19 protein-coding genes and 3 tRNA genes are annotated in these 23,581 nt (G+C 73.9%); 9 read left to right on the forward strand and 13 right to left on the reverse strand.

Features of this window, described 5'->3' with window-relative positions; genetic code table 11:
- The first annotated feature begins 117 nt into the window (after nucleotides 1–117).
- Together dnaG and ACFOSY_RS18610 are read left to right on the forward strand one after the other, a co-directional pair.
- On the forward strand, nucleotides 118–2,031 hold the full coding sequence (gene dnaG / locus ACFOSY_RS18605; protein ID WP_394308186.1) for a DNA primase: 1,914 nt from the start codon (nucleotides 118–120) through the stop codon (nucleotides 2,029–2,031).
- A gap of 138 nt (nucleotides 2,032–2,169) precedes the next feature.
- Nucleotides 2,170–3,477, forward strand: a complete 1,308-nt coding sequence (locus ACFOSY_RS18610) for an RNA polymerase sigma factor (protein ID WP_394308188.1) — start codon at nucleotides 2,170–2,172, stop codon at nucleotides 3,475–3,477.
- Nucleotides 3,478–3,633: 156 nt separating this feature from the next.
- Here ACFOSY_RS18610 and ACFOSY_RS18615 read toward each other — a convergent pair whose 3' ends face one another.
- The 4 genes from ACFOSY_RS18615 to ACFOSY_RS18630 form a co-directional block, all read right to left on the reverse strand.
- Nucleotides 3,634–5,562 (reverse strand): ABC transporter ATP-binding protein, encoded by a 1,929-nt coding sequence (locus ACFOSY_RS18615; RefSeq protein WP_394308190.1) that lies wholly within the window; start codon nucleotides 5,560–5,562, stop codon nucleotides 3,634–3,636.
- Nucleotides 5,562–7,295, reverse strand: a complete 1,734-nt coding sequence (locus ACFOSY_RS18620; protein ID WP_394308192.1) for an ABC transporter ATP-binding protein — start codon at nucleotides 7,293–7,295, stop codon at nucleotides 5,562–5,564. The genes ACFOSY_RS18615 and ACFOSY_RS18620 overlap by 1 nt, the downstream gene beginning before the upstream one ends.
- A 130-nt stretch (nucleotides 7,296–7,425) precedes the next feature.
- Nucleotides 7,426–8,877 carry a xylulokinase gene (locus ACFOSY_RS18625; protein ID WP_394308194.1) on the reverse strand — a complete coding sequence of 484 codons (1,452 nt, stop codon included), beginning with the start codon at nucleotides 8,875–8,877 and terminating at the stop codon, nucleotides 7,426–7,428.
- A 38-nt stretch (nucleotides 8,878–8,915) separates the two neighbouring features.
- Nucleotides 8,916–9,221 (reverse strand): hypothetical protein, encoded by a 306-nt coding sequence (locus ACFOSY_RS18630; protein WP_006129687.1) that lies wholly within the window; start codon nucleotides 9,219–9,221, stop codon nucleotides 8,916–8,918.
- A gap of 170 nt (nucleotides 9,222–9,391) precedes the next feature.
- Between ACFOSY_RS18630 and ACFOSY_RS18635 the strand changes: the two genes are divergently transcribed.
- From ACFOSY_RS18635 to ACFOSY_RS18645, 3 genes are all read left to right on the forward strand, one after another.
- A tRNA-Asn gene (locus ACFOSY_RS18635) sits at nucleotides 9,392–9,464 on the forward strand.
- 5 nt (nucleotides 9,465–9,469) lie between these two features.
- A tRNA-Asn gene (locus ACFOSY_RS18640) sits at nucleotides 9,470–9,542 on the forward strand.
- 189 nt (nucleotides 9,543–9,731) lie between these two features.
- Nucleotides 9,732–9,808, forward strand: a tRNA-Ile gene (locus ACFOSY_RS18645).
- 40 nt (nucleotides 9,809–9,848) lie between these two features.
- Here the strand turns inward: ACFOSY_RS18645 and ACFOSY_RS18650 are convergent.
- The 6 genes from ACFOSY_RS18650 to ACFOSY_RS18675 form a co-directional block, all read right to left on the reverse strand.
- Nucleotides 9,849–10,019 carry a hypothetical protein gene (locus ACFOSY_RS18650; protein WP_189408311.1) on the reverse strand — a complete coding sequence of 57 codons (171 nt, stop codon included), beginning with the start codon at nucleotides 10,017–10,019 and terminating at the stop codon, nucleotides 9,849–9,851.
- A gap of 65 nt (nucleotides 10,020–10,084) precedes the next feature.
- The gene (locus ACFOSY_RS18655; protein WP_394308197.1) at nucleotides 10,085–10,756 is read right to left on the reverse strand and encodes an ANTAR domain-containing response regulator; all 672 of its coding nucleotides are present in this window, start codon (nucleotides 10,754–10,756) and stop codon (nucleotides 10,085–10,087) included.
- 171 nt (nucleotides 10,757–10,927) lie between these two features.
- A complete protein-coding gene (locus ACFOSY_RS18660; protein WP_394308200.1) occupies nucleotides 10,928–11,965 on the reverse strand; it encodes a rod shape-determining protein in 1,038 nt (345 codons plus the stop codon).
- Nucleotides 11,966–12,200: 235 nt separating this feature from the next.
- The gene (locus ACFOSY_RS18665; protein ID WP_394308203.1) at nucleotides 12,201–13,547 is read right to left on the reverse strand and encodes a carboxyl transferase domain-containing protein; all 1,347 of its coding nucleotides are present in this window, start codon (nucleotides 13,545–13,547) and stop codon (nucleotides 12,201–12,203) included.
- Complete coding sequence (locus ACFOSY_RS18670; RefSeq protein WP_394308206.1) at nucleotides 13,540–15,009, reverse strand: acyl-CoA synthetase; 1,470 nt, start codon at nucleotides 15,007–15,009, stop codon at nucleotides 13,540–13,542. Before ACFOSY_RS18670 ends, ACFOSY_RS18665 begins: the two co-directional genes overlap by 8 nt.
- A 74-nt stretch (nucleotides 15,010–15,083) precedes the next feature.
- Entirely contained in the window at nucleotides 15,084–16,484 is a 1,401-nt protein-coding gene (locus ACFOSY_RS18675; RefSeq protein ID WP_394308207.1) for an SLC13 family permease, read from the reverse strand.
- Between the two features lie 179 nt (nucleotides 16,485–16,663).
- On the opposite strand from ACFOSY_RS18675, the gene ACFOSY_RS18680 reads away from it, so the two are divergent.
- A complete protein-coding gene (locus ACFOSY_RS18680) occupies nucleotides 16,664–17,371 on the forward strand; it encodes a FadR/GntR family transcriptional regulator (RefSeq protein WP_394308209.1) in 708 nt (235 codons plus the stop codon).
- Nucleotides 17,372–17,478: 107 nt separating this feature from the next.
- Nucleotides 17,479–18,354, forward strand: a complete 876-nt coding sequence (locus tag ACFOSY_RS18685) for an ATP-grasp domain-containing protein (protein ID WP_394308211.1) — start codon at nucleotides 17,479–17,481, stop codon at nucleotides 18,352–18,354.
- On the opposite strand, the gene ACFOSY_RS18690 is transcribed toward ACFOSY_RS18685, so the two are convergent.
- On the reverse strand, nucleotides 18,332–18,955 hold the full coding sequence (locus tag ACFOSY_RS18690) for a hypothetical protein (RefSeq protein WP_394308213.1): 624 nt from the start codon (nucleotides 18,953–18,955) through the stop codon (nucleotides 18,332–18,334). The genes ACFOSY_RS18685 and ACFOSY_RS18690 overlap by 23 nt on opposite strands.
- 155 nt (nucleotides 18,956–19,110) lie before the next feature.
- Between ACFOSY_RS18690 and ACFOSY_RS18695 the strand changes: the two genes are divergently transcribed.
- Together ACFOSY_RS18695 and ACFOSY_RS18700 are read left to right on the forward strand one after the other, a co-directional pair.
- The gene (locus ACFOSY_RS18695; RefSeq protein WP_031018777.1) at nucleotides 19,111–19,884 is read left to right on the forward strand and encodes an IclR family transcriptional regulator; all 774 of its coding nucleotides are present in this window, start codon (nucleotides 19,111–19,113) and stop codon (nucleotides 19,882–19,884) included.
- The gene (locus tag ACFOSY_RS18700; protein WP_394308216.1) at nucleotides 19,881–20,732 is read left to right on the forward strand and encodes an SMP-30/gluconolactonase/LRE family protein; all 852 of its coding nucleotides are present in this window, start codon (nucleotides 19,881–19,883) and stop codon (nucleotides 20,730–20,732) included. Before ACFOSY_RS18695 ends, ACFOSY_RS18700 begins: the two co-directional genes overlap by 4 nt.
- 255 nt (nucleotides 20,733–20,987) lie before the next feature.
- On the opposite strand, the gene ACFOSY_RS18705 is transcribed toward ACFOSY_RS18700, so the two are convergent.
- Complete coding sequence (locus ACFOSY_RS18705; protein ID WP_394308218.1) at nucleotides 20,988–22,385, reverse strand: FAD-dependent monooxygenase; 1,398 nt, start codon at nucleotides 22,383–22,385, stop codon at nucleotides 20,988–20,990.
- Nucleotides 22,375–23,574: an MAB_1171c family putative transporter gene (locus ACFOSY_RS18710; protein ID WP_394308220.1), complete on the reverse strand. Its 1,200-nt coding sequence runs from the start codon at nucleotides 23,572–23,574 to the stop codon at nucleotides 22,375–22,377. Before ACFOSY_RS18710 ends, ACFOSY_RS18705 begins: the two co-directional genes overlap by 11 nt.
- Nucleotides 23,575–23,581 lie beyond the last annotated feature (7 nt).

The following is a 23,581-nucleotide window of genomic DNA, read 5'->3' on the forward strand; positions in this document are numbered from 1 at the left end:
CCGGGGGCTGTTTCGTCGCGGGTGCGGCTTCGTTGTGGCTGGTCGCGCCGCTCCCCGCGCCCCTGAGGGGGCGCTGCCCGGACCGGAGATGTCACAGGAGCCCCGTAGAATTCACGCGTGGCCGGGAGGATCAACGACGAGGACGTGAAGGCGGTTCGGGACGCGGTCCCGATCGACGCCGTGGTGTCCGAGTACCTCCAGCTGCGCAACGCGGGCGGCGGCAACCTCAAGGGCCTCTGTCCGTTCCACGACGAGAAGTCGCCGTCCTTCCAGGTCAGCCCGAGCAAGGGACTCTTCCACTGCTTCGGCTGCCAGGAGGGCGGCGACACCATCACGTTCGTGATGAAGATCGACCACCTCTCCTTCTCGGAGGCGGTCGAGCGCCTGGCCGGACAGGCCGGCATCACCCTGCGCTACGAGGAGGGCGGGTACAACCCGACCCACCAGCGCGGGGAGCGCATCCGCCTGGTCGAGGCGCACAAGCTGGCCGCCGAGTGGTACGCGGAACAGCTGGCGACCGCCCCCGAGGCGGAGACCGGCCGGGTCTTCCTCGCCGAGCGCGGCTTCGACCAGGCCGCCGCCGTGCACTTCGGCGTCGGCTACAGCCCCCAGGGCTGGGACCACCTCACCCGCTTCCTGCGCGGCAAGGGCTTCAGCGACAAGGAGCTGGTGCTCTCCGGGCTCGCCCAGGAGGGCCGCCGCGGCCCCATCGACCGCTTCCGCGGCCGGCTCATGTGGCCCATCCGGGACATCGGCGGGGACGTCGTCGGCTTCGGCGCCCGCAAGCTCTACGAGGCGGACAACGGCCCGAAGTACCTCAACACGCCCGACACGGCGATCTACCGCAAGTCCCAGGTCCTCTACGGCATCGACCTGGCGAAGAAGGACATCGCGAAGTCCTCCCGCGCGGTGGTCGTCGAGGGCTACACCGACGTCATGGCCTGCCACCTCGCGGGCGTCACCACCGCCATCGCCACCTGCGGCACCGCCTTCGGCTCCGACCACATCAAGATCCTGCGCCGCCTGCTGATGGACAACGGCTCGGCGCGCGTGATCTTCACCTTCGACGGGGACGCGGCCGGGCAGAAGGCCGCCCTGCGCGCCTTCGAGGACGACCAGAAGTTCGCCGCCGAGACGTACATCGCCATCGCGCCCGACGGCATGGACCCCTGCGACCTGCGCCTGGCCAAGGGCGACGAGGCGGTCGCCGACCTGGCCGAGCCGCGCACCCCGCTGTTCGAGTTCGCGCTCCGCCAGATCGTGAGCCGCTACGACCTGGACACCCCGGCCGGACGCGCCGCCGCCCTGGACGAGGCCGCGCCGGTCGTCGCCCGGATCAAGAACAGCGGCGCCCAGCACGAGGTCGCCGTCCAGCTCGCCGGGATGCTCGGCATCCTGGACACGCAGTTCGTGGTCAAGCGGGTCGCCCAGCTCGCCCGCTGGGCCCGCGACCGCGGCGGCAAGGGCCCGGCCCCCGAGCGCGGCAGGCCCGGCGCCGGCGGCCCCCAGCAGTACGCCGCCGCCCCGGCCGCCCCCCGCGGCCCCGCCCTGAACCTGCGCAACCCGGTCTTCGCCACCGAGCGCGAGCTGCTCAAGCTCGCCCTCCAGCGGCCGGAGCTGGTCTCGCCGGCCTTCGACGCGTACGGCGTCGACGAGTTCACCGCCCCGCCCTACGCGGCGGTGCGCCAGGCGATCCTGGACGCGGGCGGCGCCGAGTACGGCGTCCAGGACCCGCAGGAGTACCTGATCCGCGTCCGCGACGCGGCCCCCGACGACACGGTCCGCGCGATGGTCACGGAGCTGGCGGTCGAGGCGATCATGCGCCGGGCGGTCGACGAGGTGTACGCGGGCGAGGTGCTGGTCCGGGTGCGGCGCCGGGCCGTCGAGCGCCGGGTCCGCGAGGTCAACGGCAAGCTCGCCCGCCTGTCGAACCACGCCGACCAGGCCGAACAGTCCGCCGTGCAGAACGAGTTGTGGGTCCTCCAGCAGTACGACCAGGCACTGCGCGAACACGGCGCGGCGGCCCTGTAGGCACCCGTCGTCCCGCGCACACGCCGTGTCCCACGCGGGCGCCGGGCCGTCCGGATGACCGGGCGGTGACGGGCCGGACGCAAAAAGTCATCGCACGCCCCTCGTGGTGACGATGTGTCGTACCCCACACTGGGGGCGGTGCCTGAGTCCTCGGAGCGCGGCCGGCCCGTCGGCGACGGGTCGCACACCCCCGCGGTTCCGCTCATCGCGTACGGGACGGACAGCGGCGAGGCCGTCGACTCCGCCCCTGAAGTACCGCTGCCCCACCCCCAGGCAGCGATCATCCTGGAGGTCGCCCCCGTGCAGACCCAGACCCTCACCCAGACCGACACCGACGTCGTCGGCGCACAGCCGGACGCGGATCTGCTGGTGGCGATGCCCGCGCAGAGCCGCGTCGGACAGCGCCCCGGGACCGGGACCGGAACCGGTTCCGAGCCGCCCGCGCCGGACGGAGAGGACCCCGTCGAGGCCGGGCCGCCGGACGCCGTGGAGCCGGCCGAGCCCGTCGACCCGCGGGTGCGGCCGGAGACCGGCGGTCCCACCTCCGACCTGTTCCGCCAGTACCTGCGGGAGATCGGCCGCATCCCGCTGCTCACCGCCGCCGAGGAGGTGGAGCTGGCCCGCCGGGTCGAGGCCGGCCTGTTCGCCGAGGAGAAGCTCCGCCTCACCCCCGACCTGGACAGCCGGCTCGCGCACGACCTGGACCGGCTCGTCGTCATGGGCCGCATGGCCAAGCGCCGTCTCATCGAGGCGAACCTGCGGCTGGTCGTGTCCGTGGCCAAGCGGTACGTGGGGCGCGGGCTGACCATGCTCGACCTGGTCCAGGAGGGCAACCTCGGCCTGATCCGGGCCGTGGAGAAGTTCGACTACGCGCGCGGCTTCAAGTTCTCCACGTACGCGACCTGGTGGATCCGGCAGGCCATGTCCCGGGCGCTCGCCGACCAGGCCCGCACCATCCGGGTGCCGGTGCACGTCGTGGAGCTGATCAACCGCGTGGTGCGCGTCCAGCGGCGGATGCTCCAGGAGCGCGGCTACGAGCCGACGCCGCAGGAGGTCGCCGCCCATCTGGAGCTGCCGCCCGAGCGGGTGGGCGAGGTGCTGCGGCTGGCCCAGGAGCCGGTGTCGCTGCACGCGCCCGTGGGCGAGGAGGACGACGTCGCGCTCGGCGACCTCATCGAGGACGGCGACGCCGCCAGCCCTGTGGAGTCGGCGGCGTTCCTGCTGCTGCGTCAGCATCTGGATGCGGTGCTGTCGACGCTGGGGGAGCGCGAACGCAAGGTGGTGCAGCTGCGCTACGGGCTGGTCGACGGCCGGCCCCGCACCCTGGAGGAGATCGGGCGTCTGTTCGGGGTGACGCGTGAGCGGATACGGCAGATCGAGTCCAAGACGCTGAACAAGCTTCGCGATCACGCTTACGCGGACCAGTTGCGCGGCTATCTGGACTGAGGTTTCCTCGCCGCCGCCCCTTCCCGTCCCGTCCCGGGGGCGCCGCCCCCGGACCCCCGCTCCTCGAGCGCCGGAGGGGCTGAAAGGGGCGCCGCCCCCGGACCCCCGCTCCTCAAACGCCGGAGGGGCTGGACGCAGCCCCTCCGGCGAGAGGCGTCAGTCCACCTCGGTGACCGCCTGCGCGAACTGCGCCTTGTAGAGGCGGGCGTACGCGCCGTCCGCCGCCAGCAGCTTGTCGTGCGCGCCCTGTTCGACGATCGCGCCGTTCTCCATCACCAGGATGGTGTCCGCGTCGCGGATCGTGGAGAGCCGGTGCGCGATGACGAACGACGTGCGGCCGTGCGCCAGCCGGGCCATCGCCTTCTGGATCAGCACCTCCGTACGCGTGTCGACGGAGCTCGTCGCCTCGTCCAGCACCAGGATCACCGGGTCCGACAGGAACGCCCGCGCGATGGTGATCAGCTGCTTCTCGCCCGCGCTGACCCCGCTGCCCTCGTCGTCGATGACGGTGTCGTACCCGTCGGGCAGGGTGCGGACGAACCGGTCGGCGTGCGCGGCCCGGGCCGCCTCCTCGATCTCCTCCCGGGTGACCTCGCGGGACGCGCCGTACGCGATGTTCTCCGCGATGGTGCCGCCGAACAGCCAGGTGTCCTGGAGCACCATGCCGATGCCGGAGCGCAGGTCGTCGCGGGACATCCGCGCGATGTCCACGCCGTCCAGGGTGATCCGTCCACCGGTCACCTCGTAGAACCGCATCAGCAGGTTGACCAGCGTGGTCTTGCCGGCGCCGGTGGGGCCGACGATGGCGACCGTGCGGCCCGGTTCGACCGTCAGCGACAGGTCCTCGATCAGCGGCTTCTCCGGGTCGTAGCGGAACGACACGTGCTCCAGCTCCACCCGGCCGCGCAGCTGTCCGGGCCGCTCGGCGGGCGACGGGTCGGCCTTCTGCTCCTCGGCGTCGAGGATCTCGAAGACCCGCTCCGCGGAGGCCACGCCCGACTGCACCAGGTTCGCCATCGACGCGACCTGCGTCAGCGGCATCGAGAACTGCCGCGAGTACTGGATGAACGCCTGCACGTCACCGATGGACAGCGACCCGGAGGCCACCCGCAGACCGCCGACGACCGCGACCAGCACGTAGTTGAGGTTCGACACGAACATCATCAGCGGCTGCATGACACCGCTGTTGAACTGCGCCTTGAATCCGGCCTCGTAGAGCGCGTCGTTCTCCTCGGCGAACTTCCGCGCCGACTCCTCCTGCCGCCCGAACACCTTCACCAGGGCGTGCCCGGTGTACATCTCCTCCACGTGCGCGTTGAGCGTGCCGGTGGAGCGCCACTGCTGCACGAAGTGCGGCTGCGACCGCTTGCCGACGCGGGTGGCGACGACGAACGACAGCGGCACCGTCACCAGCGCGACCAGCGCGAGGATCCAGGAGACGTAGAACATCATCGCGAGCACGCCGACGATGGTGAGCAGCGAGTTGATCAGCTGGCCCAGCGACTGCTGGAGCGTCTGGCCGAGGTTGTCGATGTCGTTGGTGGCCCGGCTCAGCACCTCACCGCGCTGCCGCTTGTCGAAGTACGACAGCGGCAGCCGCGACAGCTTCGTCTGCACGTCCTCGCGCATCCGGAACACGGTGCGGTTCACGGCCCGGTTCACCAGCCGCGTCGCCGCCGCCATCAGCAGCCCGGCCGCCACGAACACCGCCGTCGCCAGCAGCAGGACGTGTCCCACCGCGGTGAAGTCGATGCCCTGACCCGGCGTGAAGTCCGTGGAGCGGAGCATGTCGGCGACCTGGCCGTCGCCGCGCTCCCGCATCGACTCCAGCACCTGCTCCTTGGTGGCGCCCTCCGGCATGTCACGGCCGACGATGCCCGCGAACACCAGGTCGGTGGCCCGGCCGAGGATCTTCGGCCCGACCACGCTGAGCGCCACGCTCACCACCACACAGGCCAGCAGCCCGTACATGGTGAGCCGTTCCGGTGCGAAGCGGGCGAGCAGCCGCTTGCTGGACCCCTTGAAGTCGATCGACCGCTGGCCGGGCGCGACCCCGGCCGTCATCCGGCCCCCAGGCCCCGCCATCAGGCCGCCTCCGCTTCCGTCAGCTGGGAGAGCACGATCTCCCGGTAGGTCTCGTTGTCCGCCATCAGTTCGTGGTGCCGTCCGGTGCCGACGACCCGGCCCTCGTCCAGCACCACGATCCGGTCGGCGTCCCGGATGGTCGCCACCCGCTGGGCGACGATCACCACCGTCGCCTCGGCCGTCTCCCGCGCGAGCGCCGCGCGCAGGGCCGCGTCGGTGGCGTAGTCGAGCGCGGAGAAGGAGTCGTCGAAGAGGTAGATCTCCGGGCGCTGCACCAGCGTCCGGGCGATCGCCAGGCGCTGGCGCTGACCGCCGGAGACGTTCGTCCCGCCCTGCGCGATCGGCGCGTTCAGGCCGCCCTCCAGCCGCTCCACGAAGTCCTTGCCCTGCGCCACCTCCAGCGCGTGCCACAGCTCCTCGTCCGTGGCGTCCGGGTTGCCGTAGCGAAGATTGGTCGCCACCGTGCCCGCGAACAGGTACGGCTTCTGCGGTACCAGCCCGACGGTACGGGCGAGTAGCGCCGGGTCGACGTCCGCCACCGGCACCCCGTCGACCAGCACCTCGCCCTCGGTCGCGTCGAACAGCCGCGGCACCAGCCCCAGCAGCGTGGACTTGCCGCTGCCGGTGGAGCCGATGACGGCGGTGACCTCGCCGGGCCGCGCCACCAGGTCGACGGCCTTCAGCACCGGCTCCTCGGCGCCCGGGTAGCGGAAGCCCGCGCCCCGCAGCTCCAGGTGCCCGTGCCGGCGCAGCTCGGTGACGGGCGCGGCGGGCGGCACCACGCTCGAGGAGGTGTCCAGCACCTCCTGGACGCGCTCGGCGCACACCTCGGCGCGCGGCACCATCATGAACATGAAGGTGGCCATCATCACCGACATGACGATCTGCATCAGATAGGCGAGGAACGCCGTCAGGTCGCCGATCTGCATCCCGCCGCTGTCGATGCGGTGCGCGCCGAACCACACCACCGCGATCGACGACAGGTTCACCACCGTCATGACCACCGGGAACATCAGCGCGAGCAGATTGCCGGCGCGCAGCGACACATCGGTCAGCTCGGTGTTGGACCCGTGGAACCGCCGCTGCTCGTAGGCGTCCCGCACGAACGCGCGGATGACCCGGTTGCCGGTGATCTGCTCGCGCAGCACCCGGTTCACCGTGTCCAGCCGCTTCTGCATGGCGCGGAACAGCGGCCGCAGCCGGCGCACGATCAGCGTCACGCAGACGCCCAGCACCGGCACCACCGCGACCAGCACCCCGGACAGCGGCACGTCCAGGCCGAGCGCCAGCACCACACCGCCCACGCACATGATCGGCGCCGACACCATCAGCGTGAACGCCATCAGGGTGAGCATCTGGATCTGCTGGACGTCGTTCGTCGTTCGCGTGATCAGCGACGGAGCGCCGAAGTGGCCCATCTCACGGGCGGAGAAGGACTGCACCCGGTCGAAGACCGCGGCGCGCAGGTCCCGCCCCAGGGCGGCCGCGGTCCGGGCCCCGTAGTACACGGCGCCGACGTTGCAGACGACCTGAGCCAGCGAGATGCCGATCATCAGACCGCCGTAACCCAGGATGTAACCGGTGTCACCCTGGACGACGCCGTTGTCGATGATGTCCGCGTTCAGCGTGGGCAGGTAGAGCGTGGCGCAGGTCTGGAGGAACTGCAGGGCCACCAGGAGGGCGAGGGGTCTTTTGTAGGGGCGTAGGCGGTCACGTAGAAGTCTTATGAGCACGCTGCATCTCTCGGAGTGGACTGGCGGGGCCAATGGTTGCCCTTGGCCCCTATCGTCGAACACTCCACCCGCGTTACTTCAACCCATTTACGGGCCCTTGCCCGCGGCCTACTGCTGGCACGCCCTCCGTCTACTGCTGGAACGCCCCGGGGTGGATCTGCTCGCGCACCGCCACGTACTGCTGGCGCACCGCCTGACCGACCGCCAGCTCCTCGCCCGGGTCGAGCACCTGTGCCACCGGACCCGGCCACACCGGCGGGGTCCGCGGATCGAGGACGCCCTGCGAGACGCCGAGCGCCCAGGCCGCCTGCCGGGCCGCGCCCGTCGCCGCGTAGTCCGCGGGCTGCGGCACGACCACCTGCGCCCCGAACAGCGCGGGCGCCGCCGCCTGTACGGCGGGCAGCTCGGCCGCAGGACCGAGCAGGAACACCCGCCGCACCTCCACGCCCCGGCCGCGCAGCACGTCCAGCGCGTCGGCGAGCCCGCACAGCATCCCCTCGAACGCCGCCCGCGCCAGGTGCTCCGGCTTCATCGACTCCCGCCGCAGGCCCGCGAGGGTCCCGGCGGTGTGCGGCAGGTTCGGGGTGCGCTCGCCCTCCAGGTACGGCAGCAGCACCAGCCCGTGCGCGCCCGGCGTCGACTTCATCGCAAGGTCGGACAGGCTCTCCAGGTCCGGCAGCCCCAGCAGTTCCGCGGTGCCGCGCAGCGCCCGCACCGCGTTCAGCGTGGTGACGACGGGCAGGTGCATGCCGGTCGCGTCGGCCAGCGACGTGATCATGCCGGTGCGGTCGACGAGCGCCTCGGGGTGCACGGCCATCACCGAGCCGGACGCGCCCAGCGACACCACCGCGTCGCCGAGCCCGATGCCGAGCCCGAACGCCGCCGCCATCGTGTCCGCCGTGCCGGCGGAGATCATCAGCCCCTCGGGGGTGGTGCCGGCCGCGTCGGCCGGGCCGATCACCTCGGGCAGCATCGCCTGGTGCCCGAGCGCCAGCTCCACCAGGTCGGGCCGGTAACCGCCGGTGGCCGCCGCCCAGTAGCCGGTGCCGGAGGCGCCGCCCCGGTCGGTGGTCCGGCGCACCGGCCGGCCCAGCAGCTGCCACACCAGCCAGTCCTGCGCCTGGAGCAGCACGGCGGTGCGCGCCGCGCTCTCCGGTTCGGTACGGGCCATCCAGCGCAGCTTGGTCACCGGCTGCGCGGCGCCCGGCACACAGCCCACGGCCTGCGCCCACGACTCACGCCCGCCGAACGCGTCGACCAGATCGGCCGCCGCGACCTGCGCGCGCTTGTCGCCCCCGGTCATCGCCGGGCGGACCGTGTTGCCCTGCGCGTCCAGCGGCACCAGCGCGCCCGCCTGCGCGGACACGCCGATGGCCTGCACGCCCTCCAGCAGTCCGCCGCTCGCGGCCTCGCCCAAGGACAGCAGCCAGGCCTGCGGGTCGACGTCCGAGGAGCGGCCGGCGTCGGGACCCTGCACCGGGTGCGGGGCGTACCCCTGCCTGAGCACGCCCCCGGTGTCCGTGTCACAGACGACGATGCGAGTGAAATCGGGCGCACTGTCCAGCCCGGCGACTATCCCCATACGGCGATTTTGCCGCATGGGGACAGATGCGGTGTCCGTCAGGTGTTGCTCGTGCCCCAGTCGTCCTCGGCCGGGCCGTGGGCGGTGCGCTCCCGCAGGGCGTGCACGCGCTGGGCGACCGAGTCGGGCATACGGTCGCCGACCTTGTCGCTCACCGCGTGGTACGCCTTGTCGGCGAAGTCACGGCTCTGCTGGGCCGCGGTCTCCGCCGTGTTGCGGACCGCGGGGTTCTGCGCCAGCTGAAGCGCTGACCTCTTCATCTGCTCGTAGCGCTCCCGCCCTGCTTTCGTGCCCAGCACGTAACCCAGGACGACTCCGGCGACGAACGTGAGCCGGTATCGCATGGCGGCCACCCTTCCCGTTGTTCCAGTCTGCGTGGGTCTCCGGCGCGGCGACGGGCCGGGGAGTACCGATTGGCGGAGCACCCCCCTGCTTGCGCTAATGTATGTGTCGCAGCGAGCGCGCGCCCCCTGGCGGATACCCAGGCGGGTGCGTTCGATGCAGAACGAGGCATTCCTCCGTAGCTCAATTGGCAGAGCAGCCGGCTGTTAACCGGCAGGTTACTGGTTCGAGTCCAGTCGGGGGAGCTCGGTCCTCCGTAGCTCAATTGGCAGAGCAGCCGGCTGTTAACCGGCAGGTTACTGGTTCGAGTCCAGTCGGGGGAGCATGCTGAACGAGGACCCCGAAGGGGTCCTTTTTCATGTCCGGTTTCAAGTCCGGTGGAACCGCGCGCGACGCGGCGCTGTCTTCATGGTCAACAGGCCCGTACGCAGCCGACCATCCGAAGCAGGAGATCGTATGAGCGGCTATGCTGCGGCAGACGGCGCGCACACATGTACGCGACACGCCGCTATGGGGCGGTAGCTCAGCCGGTTAGAGCAGCGGACTCATAATCCGTCGGCCGTGGGTTCGAGTCCCACCCGCCCCACCACCACGTCAGGTTCCGCGGAACCGCCTTCGCCGCACCGGGGTCACCCGCCCTCGTGCGTCCCCCGTACGGCGTTGTCGTCGGACGCCGTCGGCGCGTCCGACGGGTCGCGCTCCCCTTCCGCCTGCGAGGGCGTCGTGTGCACCACGTCGGGGACGGTCCATTCGCTGTCGTCCCGGTCGCCCTCGGCCTGGGACGGAGTGTGCTCGCTCATCGTGCCGCCTCCCTGTCGCGATGCCCGTCGTTACGGCGACTACGAGTACCCCGCGCGCGGCGATGTCACCGCGCGGCGCGGCGGGCGAGGGCGCGGGCCAGGGCCGTGCGCACCTCCGGCGGCGGGGGAGTGCCCTCCGCCTCCGCGCAGGCCGTCAGCGACTCGGCGACGGCGCGCAGCTTGGTGTTGGACAGCTGGGACGCCTCCCGCAGGATGTGCCACGCCTCGTCCGAGGTGCAGCCGTACGTCGCCATCAGGATGCCGCGCGCCTGGTCGATGACCGGGCGGGAGGCGATGGCCTGCCGCAGCTGCTCCACCTCCTCCTGGAGCAGGTGCAGCCGCTCCTGGCGCTCCAGCGCCACCGCAGACCCGGCGGGCGACGGGCGCGGGGCGGGGGAGCGCAGCGGGTCCGTGGTGTCCAGCCCGGCCAGCTCCAGGATGCGGCGCGGCTGCCCGCTCCAGCGGGCCGTCGTGACCGGCATGGACCGCCGGCGCGCGTGCTCGCGCAGCACCTCCAGGAACTCCAGACCGGCGGTGTCCATGAAGTGCACACCGCTCATGTCCAGGTCGACCCGCGCCGTGCCGGCGGGCAGCCCGGCCAGTCTCTCGGCCAGCATCTGGGCGCAGCCGCGCACCAGCTCCCCGCGCGGGGCGAGCAGCGCCCGGTCCGCGTCCATGCGACCGCCGATGACCAAGGTGTCCTGCCGTCCCGGGGGGAACGAAGCCGCGGAAGTCATGTCACCGCCCTGTCGGTGCTCGTGGGTGGCCGGCGTGCTGCGCTGCGGATGCGCCTGCCCACCTTGAGCCGCGGTACACACCGCCCGGCGGGAACGGCCGGGAACGCACGAGGGCCTGCCCGTGGGGGTGCGGGCAGGCCCGGAGGTGCGTTGTGGCGACGGAGATGTGTCTCAGGCGCCCAGGGGGTCCAGGACCATCGGGGCGATACGGCCCTCCAGCATGGCGCCGAGCCCCTCCACGGCGCACAGCTCCGGGCGCTCCGCGATGTGCACCGGCATGCCGGTCGCCTGACGCAGCATCTGGTCCAGGCCCGGCAGCAGGGCGCTGCCGCCGACCATCATGATGCCCCGGTCGGCCAGGTCGGCGACCAGGTCGGGCGGGCAGTCCCGCAGCACCTTGCCGATGCCGTCCAGCACGGCGGTCAGCGGCGTCTGGATGGCGCGCCGCACCGCCGCCGTGTCCACCTTGACCGACCGGGCCAGCCCCGTGGCGACGTCCCGGCCGTGGATCTCCGTGACCTCCGGCCCCTCGGGGGTCAGCCCGTTCCCCTCCAGCGCGATCTGGAGCGGACGTACGGACTGGCTGGGCAGCATCAGTTCGTGCTGGTGGCGCAGGTGCTGCACGATCGCCGCGTCCACCGCCTCGCCGCCCACCGGGATGCGCTCGGCCCGCACGATCGAGCCGAGCGACAGCACGGCCACCTGGGTGGCCGCCGCGCCGCACACCATGATCATGGTGGCCTCGGGACGCTCCACCGGCAGCCCGCAGCCGACGGCCGCCGCGATCAGTGTGTCCACCAGCTCCACCCGGCGGGCGCCGAGACCCACCATCGTCTCGATCGCGGCGCGCTGGGCGAGCGGGTCGGCGTCGTGCGGGGTGCAGGCCGCCGCCCGCAGCCGGGGCCTGCGGCGCAGGGCGCGGCGGGTCCGGTCGCCGATGAGCTGACGCAGCATCCGCTGCGCCATCTCGATGTCGACGACGGTGCCGCCGGTCACGGGCCGGACGACGCGGATGTAGTCGGGGGTGCGCCCCGTCATCTTCTCCGCGAACTCGCCGACCGCGATCAGCGCTCCGGTACGGGTGTTCACGGCGGCGACGGAGGGCTGGTCGACGACGAGGCCGGCGCCCTTCACGTACACCCGGGTGCGGGCCGCGCCCAGGTCGACGGCGAAGTGGCAGCGGCGCAGCTGCTCCAGACTGGCGGTCACGGCAGTTCCTCCCGAGTGCGCGGCCGGAGGCCCGCCGGACGGCGGGCCTCTTCGCATCGTGCGCGCCGGGCGGGCGCGGCGCCTTTCCTGGGGGGCCGGGAGAGGGGCCGCCGAACGGGGGGCCGTGGGCCCACGGGCACGGGCTGACGCCCTTGCAGCTCCTTCTGACCAGGTGACAGATGGTCTCGGGCCGGGCGGGACCGAGGGGTCTCCAGGCGGCGCGGCGGTCGGCCGGCTACGGACTCTCGGGGCCCCGCCCCACGATCCCCCGTACCACCCCCAGCTCCACCAGGTCCTGCGGACGGATGCGGAGGGCGTCCGCCGTGGGCCGGACCTCCGACGGGGGGCGCTTCAGGATGGCCGCCGCCAGTTCCGGGGCGATCACCGAGAAGTAACTGTCCGGCGTGGCCCAGGTGTTGTGCGGCGCGGCGAGCGCGAGTGCGCCGCCGGAGCCGCCCTCGCCGATGACCAGGGTGGTCAGCGGGGTGCGGGCGGCGGCGACGGCGGCGAACAGGTCCGCGATGGCCGGGCCCGCGCCCTGCCGTTCCGCCTCCGCGTCGTTGGCCGCCCCTGGGGTGTCCACCAGGGTCAGCACCGGGATGCCGAGGCGGCCGGCCAGCCGGACCAGGCGGGCGGCCGTGCGGTAGCCGGCGGGACGGGTGGCCGTGCCGGTCTGCGCCGCGTAGGCGACCGTACGGCCCTCGTGGTCGCCGAAGCCGCAGAGCATGCCGTCGGGGTCGGCGCCGCCGCAGCGGTCGCCGGAGAGCGTGACGCGTGAGGTGAAGTACGCGTCCAGATAGGCGGCGGTGCGCGGGCGGTGCGGTGAGCGGGCGCGGCGTACCGCGTCCCAGCCGGTGGCCGGCAGGTCCGCCGCGCCCAGGGCGAACGGCGGCGGGGCCGGGTCGGCGGAGGGGCGGGTCAGCAGGCGCAGCCAGCGGCCGAGCGTGGCGCGCAGCTCCTCCGGCCGGACCACCGCGTCCGCCGCGCCCGCCGCGACCTGCGCCTCCGCCGTGTAGGCCGTGGGGTCGGCGCCCGGCGGGCGGACCCGGGAGCCGGCGAAGCCGACCTGCGCGCCGGGCAGCGCGAGCACGACGTCCGCGCCCGCGCCCAGGGTGGCCCAGCCACCGCCGGTCGTGGGGTCCCGCAGCACCGCGATCAGCGGCAGCCCGGCCTCCCGGGCGCGCGCCGACGCACGCGCCACCCGCTGGAGCTGGGTCAGGGCGAGCATGCCCTCCTGCATACGGCTGCCGCCGGTGGCGACCAGGGACACCAGCGGCAGCCGGTGCGTCACGGCGTGCGCGTACGCGGCCTCCAGGCGGTCGCCGGTGCGCTCGCCGAGGGAGCCGCCGAGGAAGCCGAACTCGAACGCGATCAGCACCGCCCGGGTGCCTTCGACGTCCGCCACCGCGCAGACCACGGACTCGTCCTCGCCGGTGCGTGCGGCCGCGCGGGCGCGGGCGGCGTCGTAGCCGGGCCAGCCGAGCGGGCCGTCCGGCGCCGACTCCCGCTCCGGGTACGGCAGTTCGGTGAAACCGCCGGTGACCAGGGCGAGGGCCTCGCGCGCCGAGGCGCGGTCAGTCATGCGTCAGCGCCCGCTTCATGATCTTCCCCATGTCGTTGCGGGGCAGCACGTCGAGATGGCGGACGACGCGGGGCCGCTTGTGCGGGGCGAGGCGCGCGGCCACATGGTCCGCCAGCTCGTCCAGGCCGGGCGGGGACTGCGGGTCGGCCGGCACCACCCACGCCACGATCCGCTCGCCGAGGTCGGCGTCCGGCTCCCCGGTGACGGCCGCCTCCTTGACGCCCGGGTGCTCCAGCAGCGCGTTCTCGATCTCGCCCGCGCCGATCTTGTAGCCGCCGCTCTTGATCAGGTCGGTGGCCTTGCGGCCGACGATGCGGACGTCGCCGCCGGGGTCGCGGACCGCCATGTCGCCGGTGCGGAACCAGCCGTCGGCGGTGAACGCCTCGGCGGTGGCGTCGGGCCGGTTGAGGTACTCGGTGAACAGGTTCGGCCCGCGCACCTGGATCTCGCCCACCGTCTCGCCGTCGTACGACGTCACCGGGGTGCCGTCCTCCTCGACCAGCCGCAGTTCGACGCCGGGCAGCGGCACGCCGACCGAGCCGGGGCGGGTCTCGGCGTCGACGCGGACGCTGGTGTTCATCAGCGTCTCCGTCATGCCGTACCGCTCGACGACCCGGGCGCCGGTCGCCGCCGTGATCCGCTCGTGGTCGTGCACCGGCAGCGCGGCCGAGCCCGACACCAGCAGCCGGGCCCCGGACAGCGCCCGCACCAGGTCCGGTTCGGCGGGCAGCGCCTCCGCGATGCGGTGGTACATCGTCGGCACGCCGAACAGCATGGTCGCGCCGTCGTTCAGCTCGCGGGCCACGCCCTCGGTGGTGAAGCGGCCCAGATGGCGCACCGCGCCGCCGCGGCGCAGCGGGCCCAGCGTGCCGAGGACCAGGCCGTGCACGTGGAACAGCGGCAGGCCGTGCACCAGCACGTCCGCGTCGGTCCACCGCCAGGCGTCGGCGAGGGCGTCCAGCGTCGAGGCGAGCGAACGGCGGGGGATGACCGCGCCCTTGGGCGGGCCGGTGGTGCCGGAGGTGTAGACGATCAGGGCGGGGTCCTCCGGGTCGCGCTCCCGGTCGTCGGGCACCGAACCCGGGTCGGCGCCGCGGGCCGGGTCCACGTCGACGCGGGGCAGGGCGGCCGACGCGTCGGGCAGCGGTGCGCCGGGCGCGGCGAGGAGCACGTCGGGGGCGCTGTCGCCGAGGATGTGGCCCAGCTCCCGCTCGCCCGACTTCGGGTTGAGCGGGACCACGGCCACCCCGGCGAGCAGGGCCGCGGTGACCGCGACGGCCGTCTCCAGGGTCGGCGTGGCCCACACGGCGGCCCGGCGCACCCCCTTGAGGTCCCCGGCCACCGCGCCGGCCGCGGCGGCGAGTTGCCCGTACGTCAGTGAGCGCTCGCCGAAGCGCAGGGCGGGACGGCCGGCGTGGGCGCCGGCCGGGCCGTCGGTGAGGGCCGGGAAGAGAGAGGACACGCGTCGTACTCCTTGGTCGCTGTCGTCACGTTGCTGCAGTCGCCGTGGCCGGTGGCCGCCGGGTCCAGGGTGTCCTACCCCCAGCCGGGTACCACCATCACCAGCCACACCACCGCCGGGACCGCCGCGACGACGATCCCGCCGTACGCCATGAGCTGCCGGAAGAACCGCTCGCGGTCGACGTCCGGGGCGGCGGCGAGGACCAGGGCGCCGTTGGTGGAGAAGGGGCTGACGTCCACCACCGTCGCCGACACCGCCAGCGCGGCCACCATGCCGACCGCGCCGATCTCGCCCTGGGCCAGGAAGGGCACGGCGAGCGGGATCAGCGCGCCCATGATGCCGACGGAGGAGGCGAACGCGGACACGATCGCGCCGATGTAGCAGAGCAGCACCGCGGCGAGCAGCGGGACGCCGATGCCGCCCACGCCCTCCCCGGCCCAGGTGATGGTGCCCATCTCATCCAGGACGCCGACGTAGGTGAGGACGCCGCAGATCAGCAGGACGGTCGGCCAGGCGATCTCGGTGACGGCGCGGCGGCTGTCGTCCGGCCAGACGGTGCTGAGCACGACCGCGAGGGTGATGGCGGTGAGGCCCGCGTCCAGGTCGAAGCCGAGGACGGCGACGACGAGGGCGACCAGACAGACGAGGGTGGCGACGACCGGGGCGGTGAGCGGGACGGCGGCGGCCGGGACGGCGTCGGTGCGGGTGACCGTGGCGGCGGGCGCGGTACGGGTGCCCGCACCGCCGGTTCCGCTGCCGGCGGCACCGCTCCCTGAGTCGCTGTCGGTCCCGGCGTCACCCTTCGTCGCGTCACCCTTCGTCGCGTCACCCTTCGGCGCCGCGGTCCCGGTCTCGACGACCGCCCCCTGCCGCCACAGCTTCGGGCCGCCGCACACGGCGAACACCACCGCCGCGATGACCAGGTTCGCCAGCAGGGAGGCGAGGAACAGGGTGATCTCGCTGCCGGGGAGCTTCTCGCGCTCCACGATGCCGTTGACGATCGAGCCGTAGATGCTGATCGGCGAGAAACCGCCGGCCTGGGCGCCGTGCACGACCATCGCGCCCATCAGCAGCGGGCTGATGCCGTACCGGGAGGCGAAGCTCAGCGCGATCGGCGCGACGATCGCGACCGCGGCCGGGCTGACCGCGCCGATCGCGGTGAGCGCGCCGGTCAGGGCGAACATCACCCACGGGATCAGCGCGACCCGCCCCCGCACCGCCCGTACGGCCGCGTGCACCAGCCAGTCGGTGGTGCCGTTGGCGCGGGCCAGGGCGAACAGGTAGGTGACGCCGACCAGGACGACGAACAGGTCACCGGGGAAGCCGGCGAAGACGCCGTCCGCGTCGAGGTCGGCGACGAGGGTGCCGACCCCGAAGGCGGCGGCGAAGGCGAGCGCCCCCATGTTCACGGAGCGGGTGGTGGCGATGACGAACACCACCGCGAGGACGAGGACGGAGAGGAGTTCGGGGGACATGCGGGCTCCCGAGTGGCTGAGTGGCTGAACCACTTGCGGCGCTGGAATGGCGTAATCCGTTCGGTCGCACAGCGTGCGGCCCCCGCGGAGGCGCGTCAAGGGGTCGCGCACGAATTGGCTCAGCCACTCGGCCACTCGGGGCGCCCCGGTGCTAATCTCCCGGCGAGAGGGGGACCGCCGTGACCGACGCCCTGCGCCCGATGGCGAAACAGCGGCTGTACGAGCAAGTGCTGGACCGGCTGCGCCAGTACGTTGCCGAGGGCGGCCTGCGCGCCGGGGACCGCCTCCCGCCGGAGCGCGACCTGGCCCAGCGGCTCGGCGTGAGCCGCGCCTCCGTGAAGCAGGCGATCGTCGTGCTGGAGGTGCAGGGGCTGGTCGAGGCCCGGCACGGCGGCGGCACCTATCTGGTCCGCGACAGCCTCGACGCCGAGCCGGTCGAGCGGATGGTGGAGCGGCGCCGCCGGCTGCCCGACGTGCTGGAGGCGCGGGAGGCCCTGGAGACCAAGCTCGCCGAACTGGCCGCCGAGCGGCGCACGGACGACGACCTGTCCGCGATGCGGTCCGCGCTCGCGCACATGGCCGAGGAGATCGACGCGGGCGGCGCGGGCGTGGAGGGCGACCGCCGGTTCCACGCGGCGGTGACGGCGGCCGCGCACAGCGCCCTGCTCGCGGAGTTCATGCGCTCCATCGCGGAGCAGATCGCCGAGAGCCGCACCGAGTCGCTGCGCCAGCCCGGCCGCCCCCACCGCTCGCTGGCCCAGCACCGGGCGATCCTCGACGCGATCGCCGAGGGCCGCCCCCGCCAGGCCGCCGCCGCCATGCGCCGCCATGTCCGCACCGTCGCCAAGGTCCGCCTGCTCGACTGGGACCCGGAGGAGGACCGCTAGTCGCACGCCCCCTGCCGGGGGGTTGTTAGCCTCCTCGGAAGCCGGGACGGCCAGGACGGCCGGGAAAGTCGGGGGAGCCGGGCGAGTCGAGGGAGGGGTGAGGCGGTGTGGTGCGTGTCGCGCTGGTGACCTGTGCGGACGGGCCCGACGTGGCCGAGGACCGGGATCTCCCGGTGCTGGTGCGGGCGTTGAACGAGGCCGGGGCCCAGGCGTCCGCCGAGGTGTGGGACGACGGCCGCGTCGACTGGGCCCGGTTCGACCTCGCCGTGATCCGCTCCACCTGGGACTACAGCTGGCGGGCGGCCGAGTTCACCGCGTGGGCCGAGCGGTGCGGCGCGCTGACCCGGCTGGCCAATCCGGCGGACGTGGTGCGCTGGAACACCGACAAGCGCTACCTCGCGGACCTCGCCGCGGCCAGGGTGCCCGTGGTGGAGACGCGGTATCTGGCGCCCGGGGACGCGGTGGAACTCCCGGACGGTCCGGGCGAGTTCGTGGTCAAGCCGGCCTCCGGCGCCGGCGCCCGGTTCGCGGCCCGCTACACCCCCGACGAGCACGACACCGCCGTACGGCATGTGCGGCGGCTGCACGACGACGGGTTCACCGCGATGGTGCAGCCGTACATGCGGGCCGTCGACAGCGGCGGGGAGCGGGCGCTCCAGTTCTTCGGCGGGACGCCGCTGCACGCCAGCAGGAAGGGGCCGGTCCTGGCCCCCGGCACCCCCTACGACCGGCGGAAGACGGCCCACCCAGGGCTGACCGCCTGGACCCCTGCCGCCGACGAACTCGGCGTCGCGGAAGCCGCGTTGGCCGCCGTGCCCGGCGCGCCGGAACTGCTGTACGCGCGGGTGGACCTGGTGGACGGCGACGACGGGCGGCCCCGGGTGATGGAGCTGGAGCTGGTCGAGCCGAACCTGTTCCTGTGGCTGCACCCCGGCTCGCTCCCGGCCGTCGTGGAGCGGATCATCGAGGCGGCGGGGAGCTGACGGCCGTCCGCTGGAGCAGCCCCCAGGTGAACTCGGCGACGACCTCGTGACGCCGGCCCCGCGCGTCCGGGGCGGTGAAGGCCAGCCCCCACCGGGTGGGCGCCGAGCCCTCCAGCGGGCGGGCCGGGGCGAAGGCGCGGGCGGCCTCGTCCACCGTGCACGACCAGGGCGTGAGGTCCTCCAGCGTGCGCAGCGCGGGCGCGGGCGCGTCCGGCGCGCGGACCAGCCACTCGTTCCACACCGCGCCCCCGCCGGCCGGGGTCAGCACCTCGAAGCGCAGGTCCGGCCAGAGCGGCACCGGCCACCGCCACGCCTCGCAGTCCAGGTCGCCGACCCGGCGCGGGACGCGTGACTCCGGCTCGCCGAGCACCGAGCGGTACCGGGACAGCGCCGGGCGGGGGCGCGGCGAGCGGACCATCGCCTGCCAGCGCCGGTTGGCCTCCCGCATGTCGGCGAGGGACGCGCCCAGCGTGCGCCGGGCGTCCTCCACCGGGCCGGGATTGTGGTCGGCCATGCGGCGCAGCAGCACCAGCTGGAAATCGAACGGGGTGAACGGGGTGAACGGTTCGGGTGGGCGTCGTCCGGAAGGCACGTGACCCATCGTCGCCCACCGGAGGCTCCCGCGTACGGCGGCCGTCCGGGCCCCTCGAGGGGCGTTGCCCCCTGAGGTCGGCTATGGCTAGCCTGTGTTCGTCATGCCGATCGTCTGTTGGTATATCGAACGCAGGCGCCTAGACAGCTAGGAGGGGGCCGGTCGTGGGACGACTCGTACCTGCCGTGACCCGGGCTCTCGACATACTCGAGCTCTTCCTCGACGGGGACGGCACGCTCTCCGCCCCCGACATCGTGCGCAAGCTCCAGCTGCCGCGCACCACCGTGCACGAGCTGGTCACCACGCTCGCCGCCCGCAAGTACATCGTCCCGGTCGCCGGCCAGCCCGGCCGCTACCGGCTGGGCGTACGGCCGTACCAGCTGGGCGCCCGCTACGCCGAGCACCTGGACCTCGCCGCCGAGGGCCAGCAGGTCGCCCGGTCCGTCGCCGAGACCTGCGACGAGACCGTGCACGTGGCGATCCTGGAGGACACCGACGTCATCTACATCGCCAAGGTGGACTCCACGCACGCCGTGCGGATGGTGTCGGCCGCCGGCCGCCGGCTCCCCGCGCACTGCACCTCCGTCGGCAAGATGCTGCTGGCCTCCCTCCCCGAGCAGGAACTGGCCGCGCGTTTCCCCGACGGCGCGGAGCTGGCCGCGATGACCCCGAACAGCATCACCGACCCGGCCGTCCTGCGCGAGACCCTCGCCGGGATCCGCACCCGGGGCGTGGCCGTGGAGAGCCGTGAGTCCAACCCGGACGTGTCCTGCGTCGCCGCCCCCGTGCGCGACCGCACCGGACAGGTGGTCGCGGCGCTGTCGATTTCCGTACCGATGATCCGCTGGAGCGACGAGCGCCTGGGCGAGCTGGAGCAGCTCGCCGTCAAGGGCGCCGCCGAACTCTCCGAGCGGCTGGGCCACAGGAGCATGGCATGACACTCGCGTTCGACGTCGCGGTCCGCGCGGAGGCGGAACTGGGCGAGGGGGCCACCTGGGACCCGGCCACCGGGCGGCTGCTGTGGATCGACATCCTCGGCGCGCGGCTGCACACCTACGACCCCGCCACCGGCCGCCGCACCGTGCGCCGCACCGAGCAGCACGTGGGAGCGGCCAAGCCGCGCGCGGGCGGCGGTCTGGTGCTGAACCTGCGGGACGGCGTCGGCCTGCTCGACCCCGACGGCGCCTTCCGCTGGCTGCACCGCGAGCCCGTCCCCGGGCGCCGGGGCAACGACGCCGCCGTCGCCCCCGACGGCAGCCTCGTCGTGGGCACCATGCGCTACGACGAGGCGCGCGGCGGCGGCACGTTGTCCCGGGTGACCGGCGACGGCGCGGTGAGCGTCCTGCTGGACGACGTGACGGTGAGCAACGGCACGGGGTGGAGCCCGGACGGGCGGCTGATGTACTACATCGACACGCCCACCCGCCGTATCGACGTGTTCGACCACCGCGAGGACGGCACGATCGGCGGCCGTCGTCCGCTCGCGGTCGTCGAGGAGGGCGCGGGCTTCCCCGACGGCCTCACCGTCGACGCCGACGGCTGTGTCTGGGTGGCGCTGTGGAACGGGGCGGCGGTGCGGCGCTACACCCCTGGCGGGGAGCTGGACCGGGTGATCGAGCTGCCCGTTCCGCTGGTGACGTGCTGTGCGTTCGGGGGGCCTGGGCTGAGCGATCTCTACGTCACCACGGCGCGGGTGGGGCTCACGGGGCCGCCTCCGCTCGCGGGGTCTTTGCTGGTGGTGCCGGGGGCGGGCAAGGGGGTGGCGCAGCCGGCGTTCGCGGGCTGAGCGGGCGGGCGCGGGGCGGGGGCCGTGTGGCGTGCTCGGCGCCGCTGGGGTGCCGCCGCGGCCGCCCGTGCCGCCCTTGGCGGCGCGCATGCCTGCGGGTGGGCGCGGGGCGGGGGCCGTGTGGCGTGCTCCGCGCTGCTGGGGTGCCGCCGCGCCCACCCGTGCCGCCCTTGGCGGCACGTATGCCCGCGGCTGGGTGCGTCGGGGTGCCGCCGCGGCCGCCCGTGCCGTCCTTGGCGGCACGATTGCCCGCGGCTAGGTGCGGTCCAGGCGGCGGACCAGTGCTTGCTCCTGCTCCGTCAGGGGGGGTTCGGTCAGTGGGGGGAGTGGGGGGCCCGCCAGGGCGGCCAGGGCCGCTGTCGGGCGGAACATGCGGGTCGGGGGTGTGCGCAGGCTCATCAGGTCCCAGATCACCGAGGCGGCCGTGAACGAGCCGGTCGCCGCCCGCATCATGCGGCGGCTGTACGCCGACACCAGCCGGTCCGCCGGGGACGGCCGCCCGCCGCCGCGCACCTCCGGGTACAGCAGGTCCTGGCTGACGGCCATGGACCAGGCCGGCTCCGCCGCCCGCGCCGCGCCCCGCACCACCCGCCGCGCCAGTCCCGGCGCCGTCATGCCGCCCCGGGTCAGCTCCCGGCTCAGCACCCGCGCCCCGAACGCTGCGACCGACATCCCGTGCCCGTACGCCGGGTTGAACGTGGCCAGCGCGTCGCCGAGCACCACGAACCGCTCCGGCCAGGCCGGCAGCTTCTCCAGGTACCGGCGCACATTGCTCGTCGAGCGGCTCAGATGCACGTCGCCCAGCGGCTCCGCGCCCGAGATCAGCCGCCCCACGATCGGGTCGGGCAGCGCCAGCGTGTACCGCAGGAACCCCTCCGGGTCGGCCGGCGGCTCCCCGCCGCGCGTCCCGCCGCAGCTCACCAGCCAGCGGCCGCCCTCGACCGGCATGATCATCGCGCTGCGCCCGGCGCGGGCCAGGTACGGGTTGGGCTGCACGATCGTCAGCGGGAAGTCCTCCGCGCCCTCAGGGACCCGGTAGAGCCGGGAGGCGTTCACCAGGCCCGAGTCAACGGCCTGTTCCCGCACCCCGGTCACCCCGATGCCGTCCAGCCAGCTCACCACCCGGGTGCCGCGGCCGCTCGCGTCGACGACCAGGTCCGCGTCCAGGTCGGTGTCCCCGCCCGGCTCCGCCAGCCGCACCCCGCGCACCCGCCCCGCCGAGCCGGTCAGTCCCACCACGGCCGCCTTGCGGATCTGCACCGGCGCCCGCTCCAGCACCGCCTGTCGCACCACCCAGTCCAGCAGCGCCCGGGTGCAGGTCAGCATGGACGGGCCGGCCCGCCGCCAGCGCCGCAGCCAGCCCTCGGGGGTGAGCGCCACCATGCCCGAGTTCAGCGGTATCTCGTGGGCCCCGGCCGCCAGCAGCCGCTTGCGCAGCTCCGCGCCCTCCAGCAGTTCCTCCATCGCCGTCAGGCCGCCGGCCATCAGCAGATGCGCGTGACGTCCCTGCGGCAGCCCCCTGCGGTGCTCCGGACCGTCGGGCAGCTCGTCCCGGTCCACCACGACCACCTCGTCCGCCCCCGCGGCGGACAGGACGGCCGCGGCCAGCATGCCGGACAGTCCGGCACCGATGACGACAGCTCTACGCGACATGGGGCTCCTCGGGTTCGCTCACGGATCCGGAAAGGGAGGACGGGGCCGCGCCGTCGCGCGCGGACGTACGGGCGGGCCGCGGGTGCAGCGCCTGGGCCAGCTCCACCAGCCCGCCGGTGCCGGACACCTCGGTGGCGTGCAGCCGGTAGCTGCCCGCGCTCTCGGGCGGCTCCTCGCGGGCGGCGGCCCGGCGCGCCGCGTCGGCGAGCATCGCCGCCTCCGCCGCGAGCCGCGCCTGGTGCGGCGGCTGCCCGGCGCGCAGGGCGTCGTCGCGGACCCGTGTCCGGACCCGGTGGTCGAAGTAGGGGGCGAGGACCAGCAGGGCGTCGTGGATGGACACCTCGCGCCACTGGAGCCGCGCCAGCGGCAGCTGCCACCAGTCGGTGGGCGGCTTGGGCGCGGTGGACACCGACCGCACCAGGGTCCACAGCGGGGCCAGCCGCCGGTGGTCGCCCCACGCCCGCCACTGGGCGACCGCGGACGGCAGCAGATACCCGGCGGAGCACAGCAGCGCGGCCAGCGACGCCATCGGCGGGGCCACCGTGGTGGACAGGAAGTCCAGGTCGTGGCCGGTCCAACGGGCCGCCACGGCGGTGCACTTGGCCGCCGTGAAGCCCACCACGTCGACCAGCGCCCCCACCATGATCAGCCGCAGCCCGGTGCGCAGCGGCCCGGACACCTCCCGCGCCCACCGCACGCAGACCGCGCACATCACCAGCATCGAGGCGGCGTGCCCCAGCAGGTAGAGCAGGATCATCTCCCGCATGAACGGGGTGCTCGCGTAGTAGGTGTCCAGGTCGGTGAGGCGCTCGGTGCGCGCGTCCGCCAGCGCGAACAGCACCACCACGGCGGCCACCAGCACCCCGTAGACGGCCACGCAGCGCAGCACCAGCCGCCGTACCAGCGCGCGCGGGCCGCCGCGCCAGTTGATCAGCAGCACCAGCACCGCGCAGCTGTACGCGCAGATCATGCCGTAGGTCAGCGGGGCGCCGAAGTTGGGGACGCCGGTGAGGGCGTTGACCCGTGCCAGGGTGGCCGGCGCGGCGCACACGAAGACCAGCGCGCCGAGCAGGATCGACACGCAGGTCGAGACGGCCAGCGGGTTGCGCAGCGCCCGGCGCGGCCGGCGCAGCAGCAGCACCGACGTCATCCCGAACACGAAGGCCGCCAGATACACGACGAGGCTCATACGGGCC

The organism is Streptomyces lusitanus (assembly GCF_042647945.1).
Classification (GTDB): Bacteria; Actinomycetota; Actinomycetes; order Streptomycetales; family Streptomycetaceae; genus Streptomyces; species Streptomyces pseudogriseolus.

Bases quoted from the DNA above. Each gene is read 5' to 3' on its own strand.
- ACFOSY_RS18615 (WP_394308190.1), bottom strand. From the start codon at position 5,562: ATGGCGGGGCCTGGGGGCCGGATGACGGCCGGGGTCGCGCCCGGCCAG.
- ACFOSY_RS18625 (WP_394308194.1), bottom strand. From the start codon at position 8,877: ATGGGGATAGTCGCCGGGCTGGACAGTGCGCCCGATTTCACTCGCATC.
- ACFOSY_RS18630 (WP_006129687.1), bottom strand. From the start codon at position 9,221: ATGCGATACCGGCTCACGTTCGTCGCCGGAGTCGTCCTGGGTTACGTG.
- ACFOSY_RS18650 (WP_189408311.1), bottom strand. From the start codon at position 10,019: ATGAGCGAGCACACTCCGTCCCAGGCCGAGGGCGACCGGGACGACAGC.
- ACFOSY_RS18655 (WP_394308197.1), bottom strand. From the start codon at position 10,756: ATGACTTCCGCGGCTTCGTTCCCCCCGGGACGGCAGGACACCTTGGTC.
- ACFOSY_RS18665 (WP_394308203.1), bottom strand. From the start codon at position 13,547: ATGACTGACCGCGCCTCGGCGCGCGAGGCCCTCGCCCTGGTCACCGGC.
- ACFOSY_RS18675 (WP_394308207.1), bottom strand. From the start codon at position 16,484: ATGTCCCCCGAACTCCTCTCCGTCCTCGTCCTCGCGGTGGTGTTCGTC.
- ACFOSY_RS18690 (WP_394308213.1), bottom strand. From the start codon at position 18,955: ATGGGTCACGTGCCTTCCGGACGACGCCCACCCGAACCGTTCACCCCG.
- ACFOSY_RS18700 (WP_394308216.1), top strand. From the start codon at position 19,881: ATGACACTCGCGTTCGACGTCGCGGTCCGCGCGGAGGCGGAACTGGGC.
- ACFOSY_RS18705 (WP_394308218.1), bottom strand. From the start codon at position 22,385: ATGTCGCGTAGAGCTGTCGTCATCGGTGCCGGACTGTCCGGCATGCTG.
- ACFOSY_RS18710 (WP_394308220.1), bottom strand. From the start codon at position 23,574: ATGAGCCTCGTCGTGTATCTGGCGGCCTTCGTGTTCGGGATGACGTCG.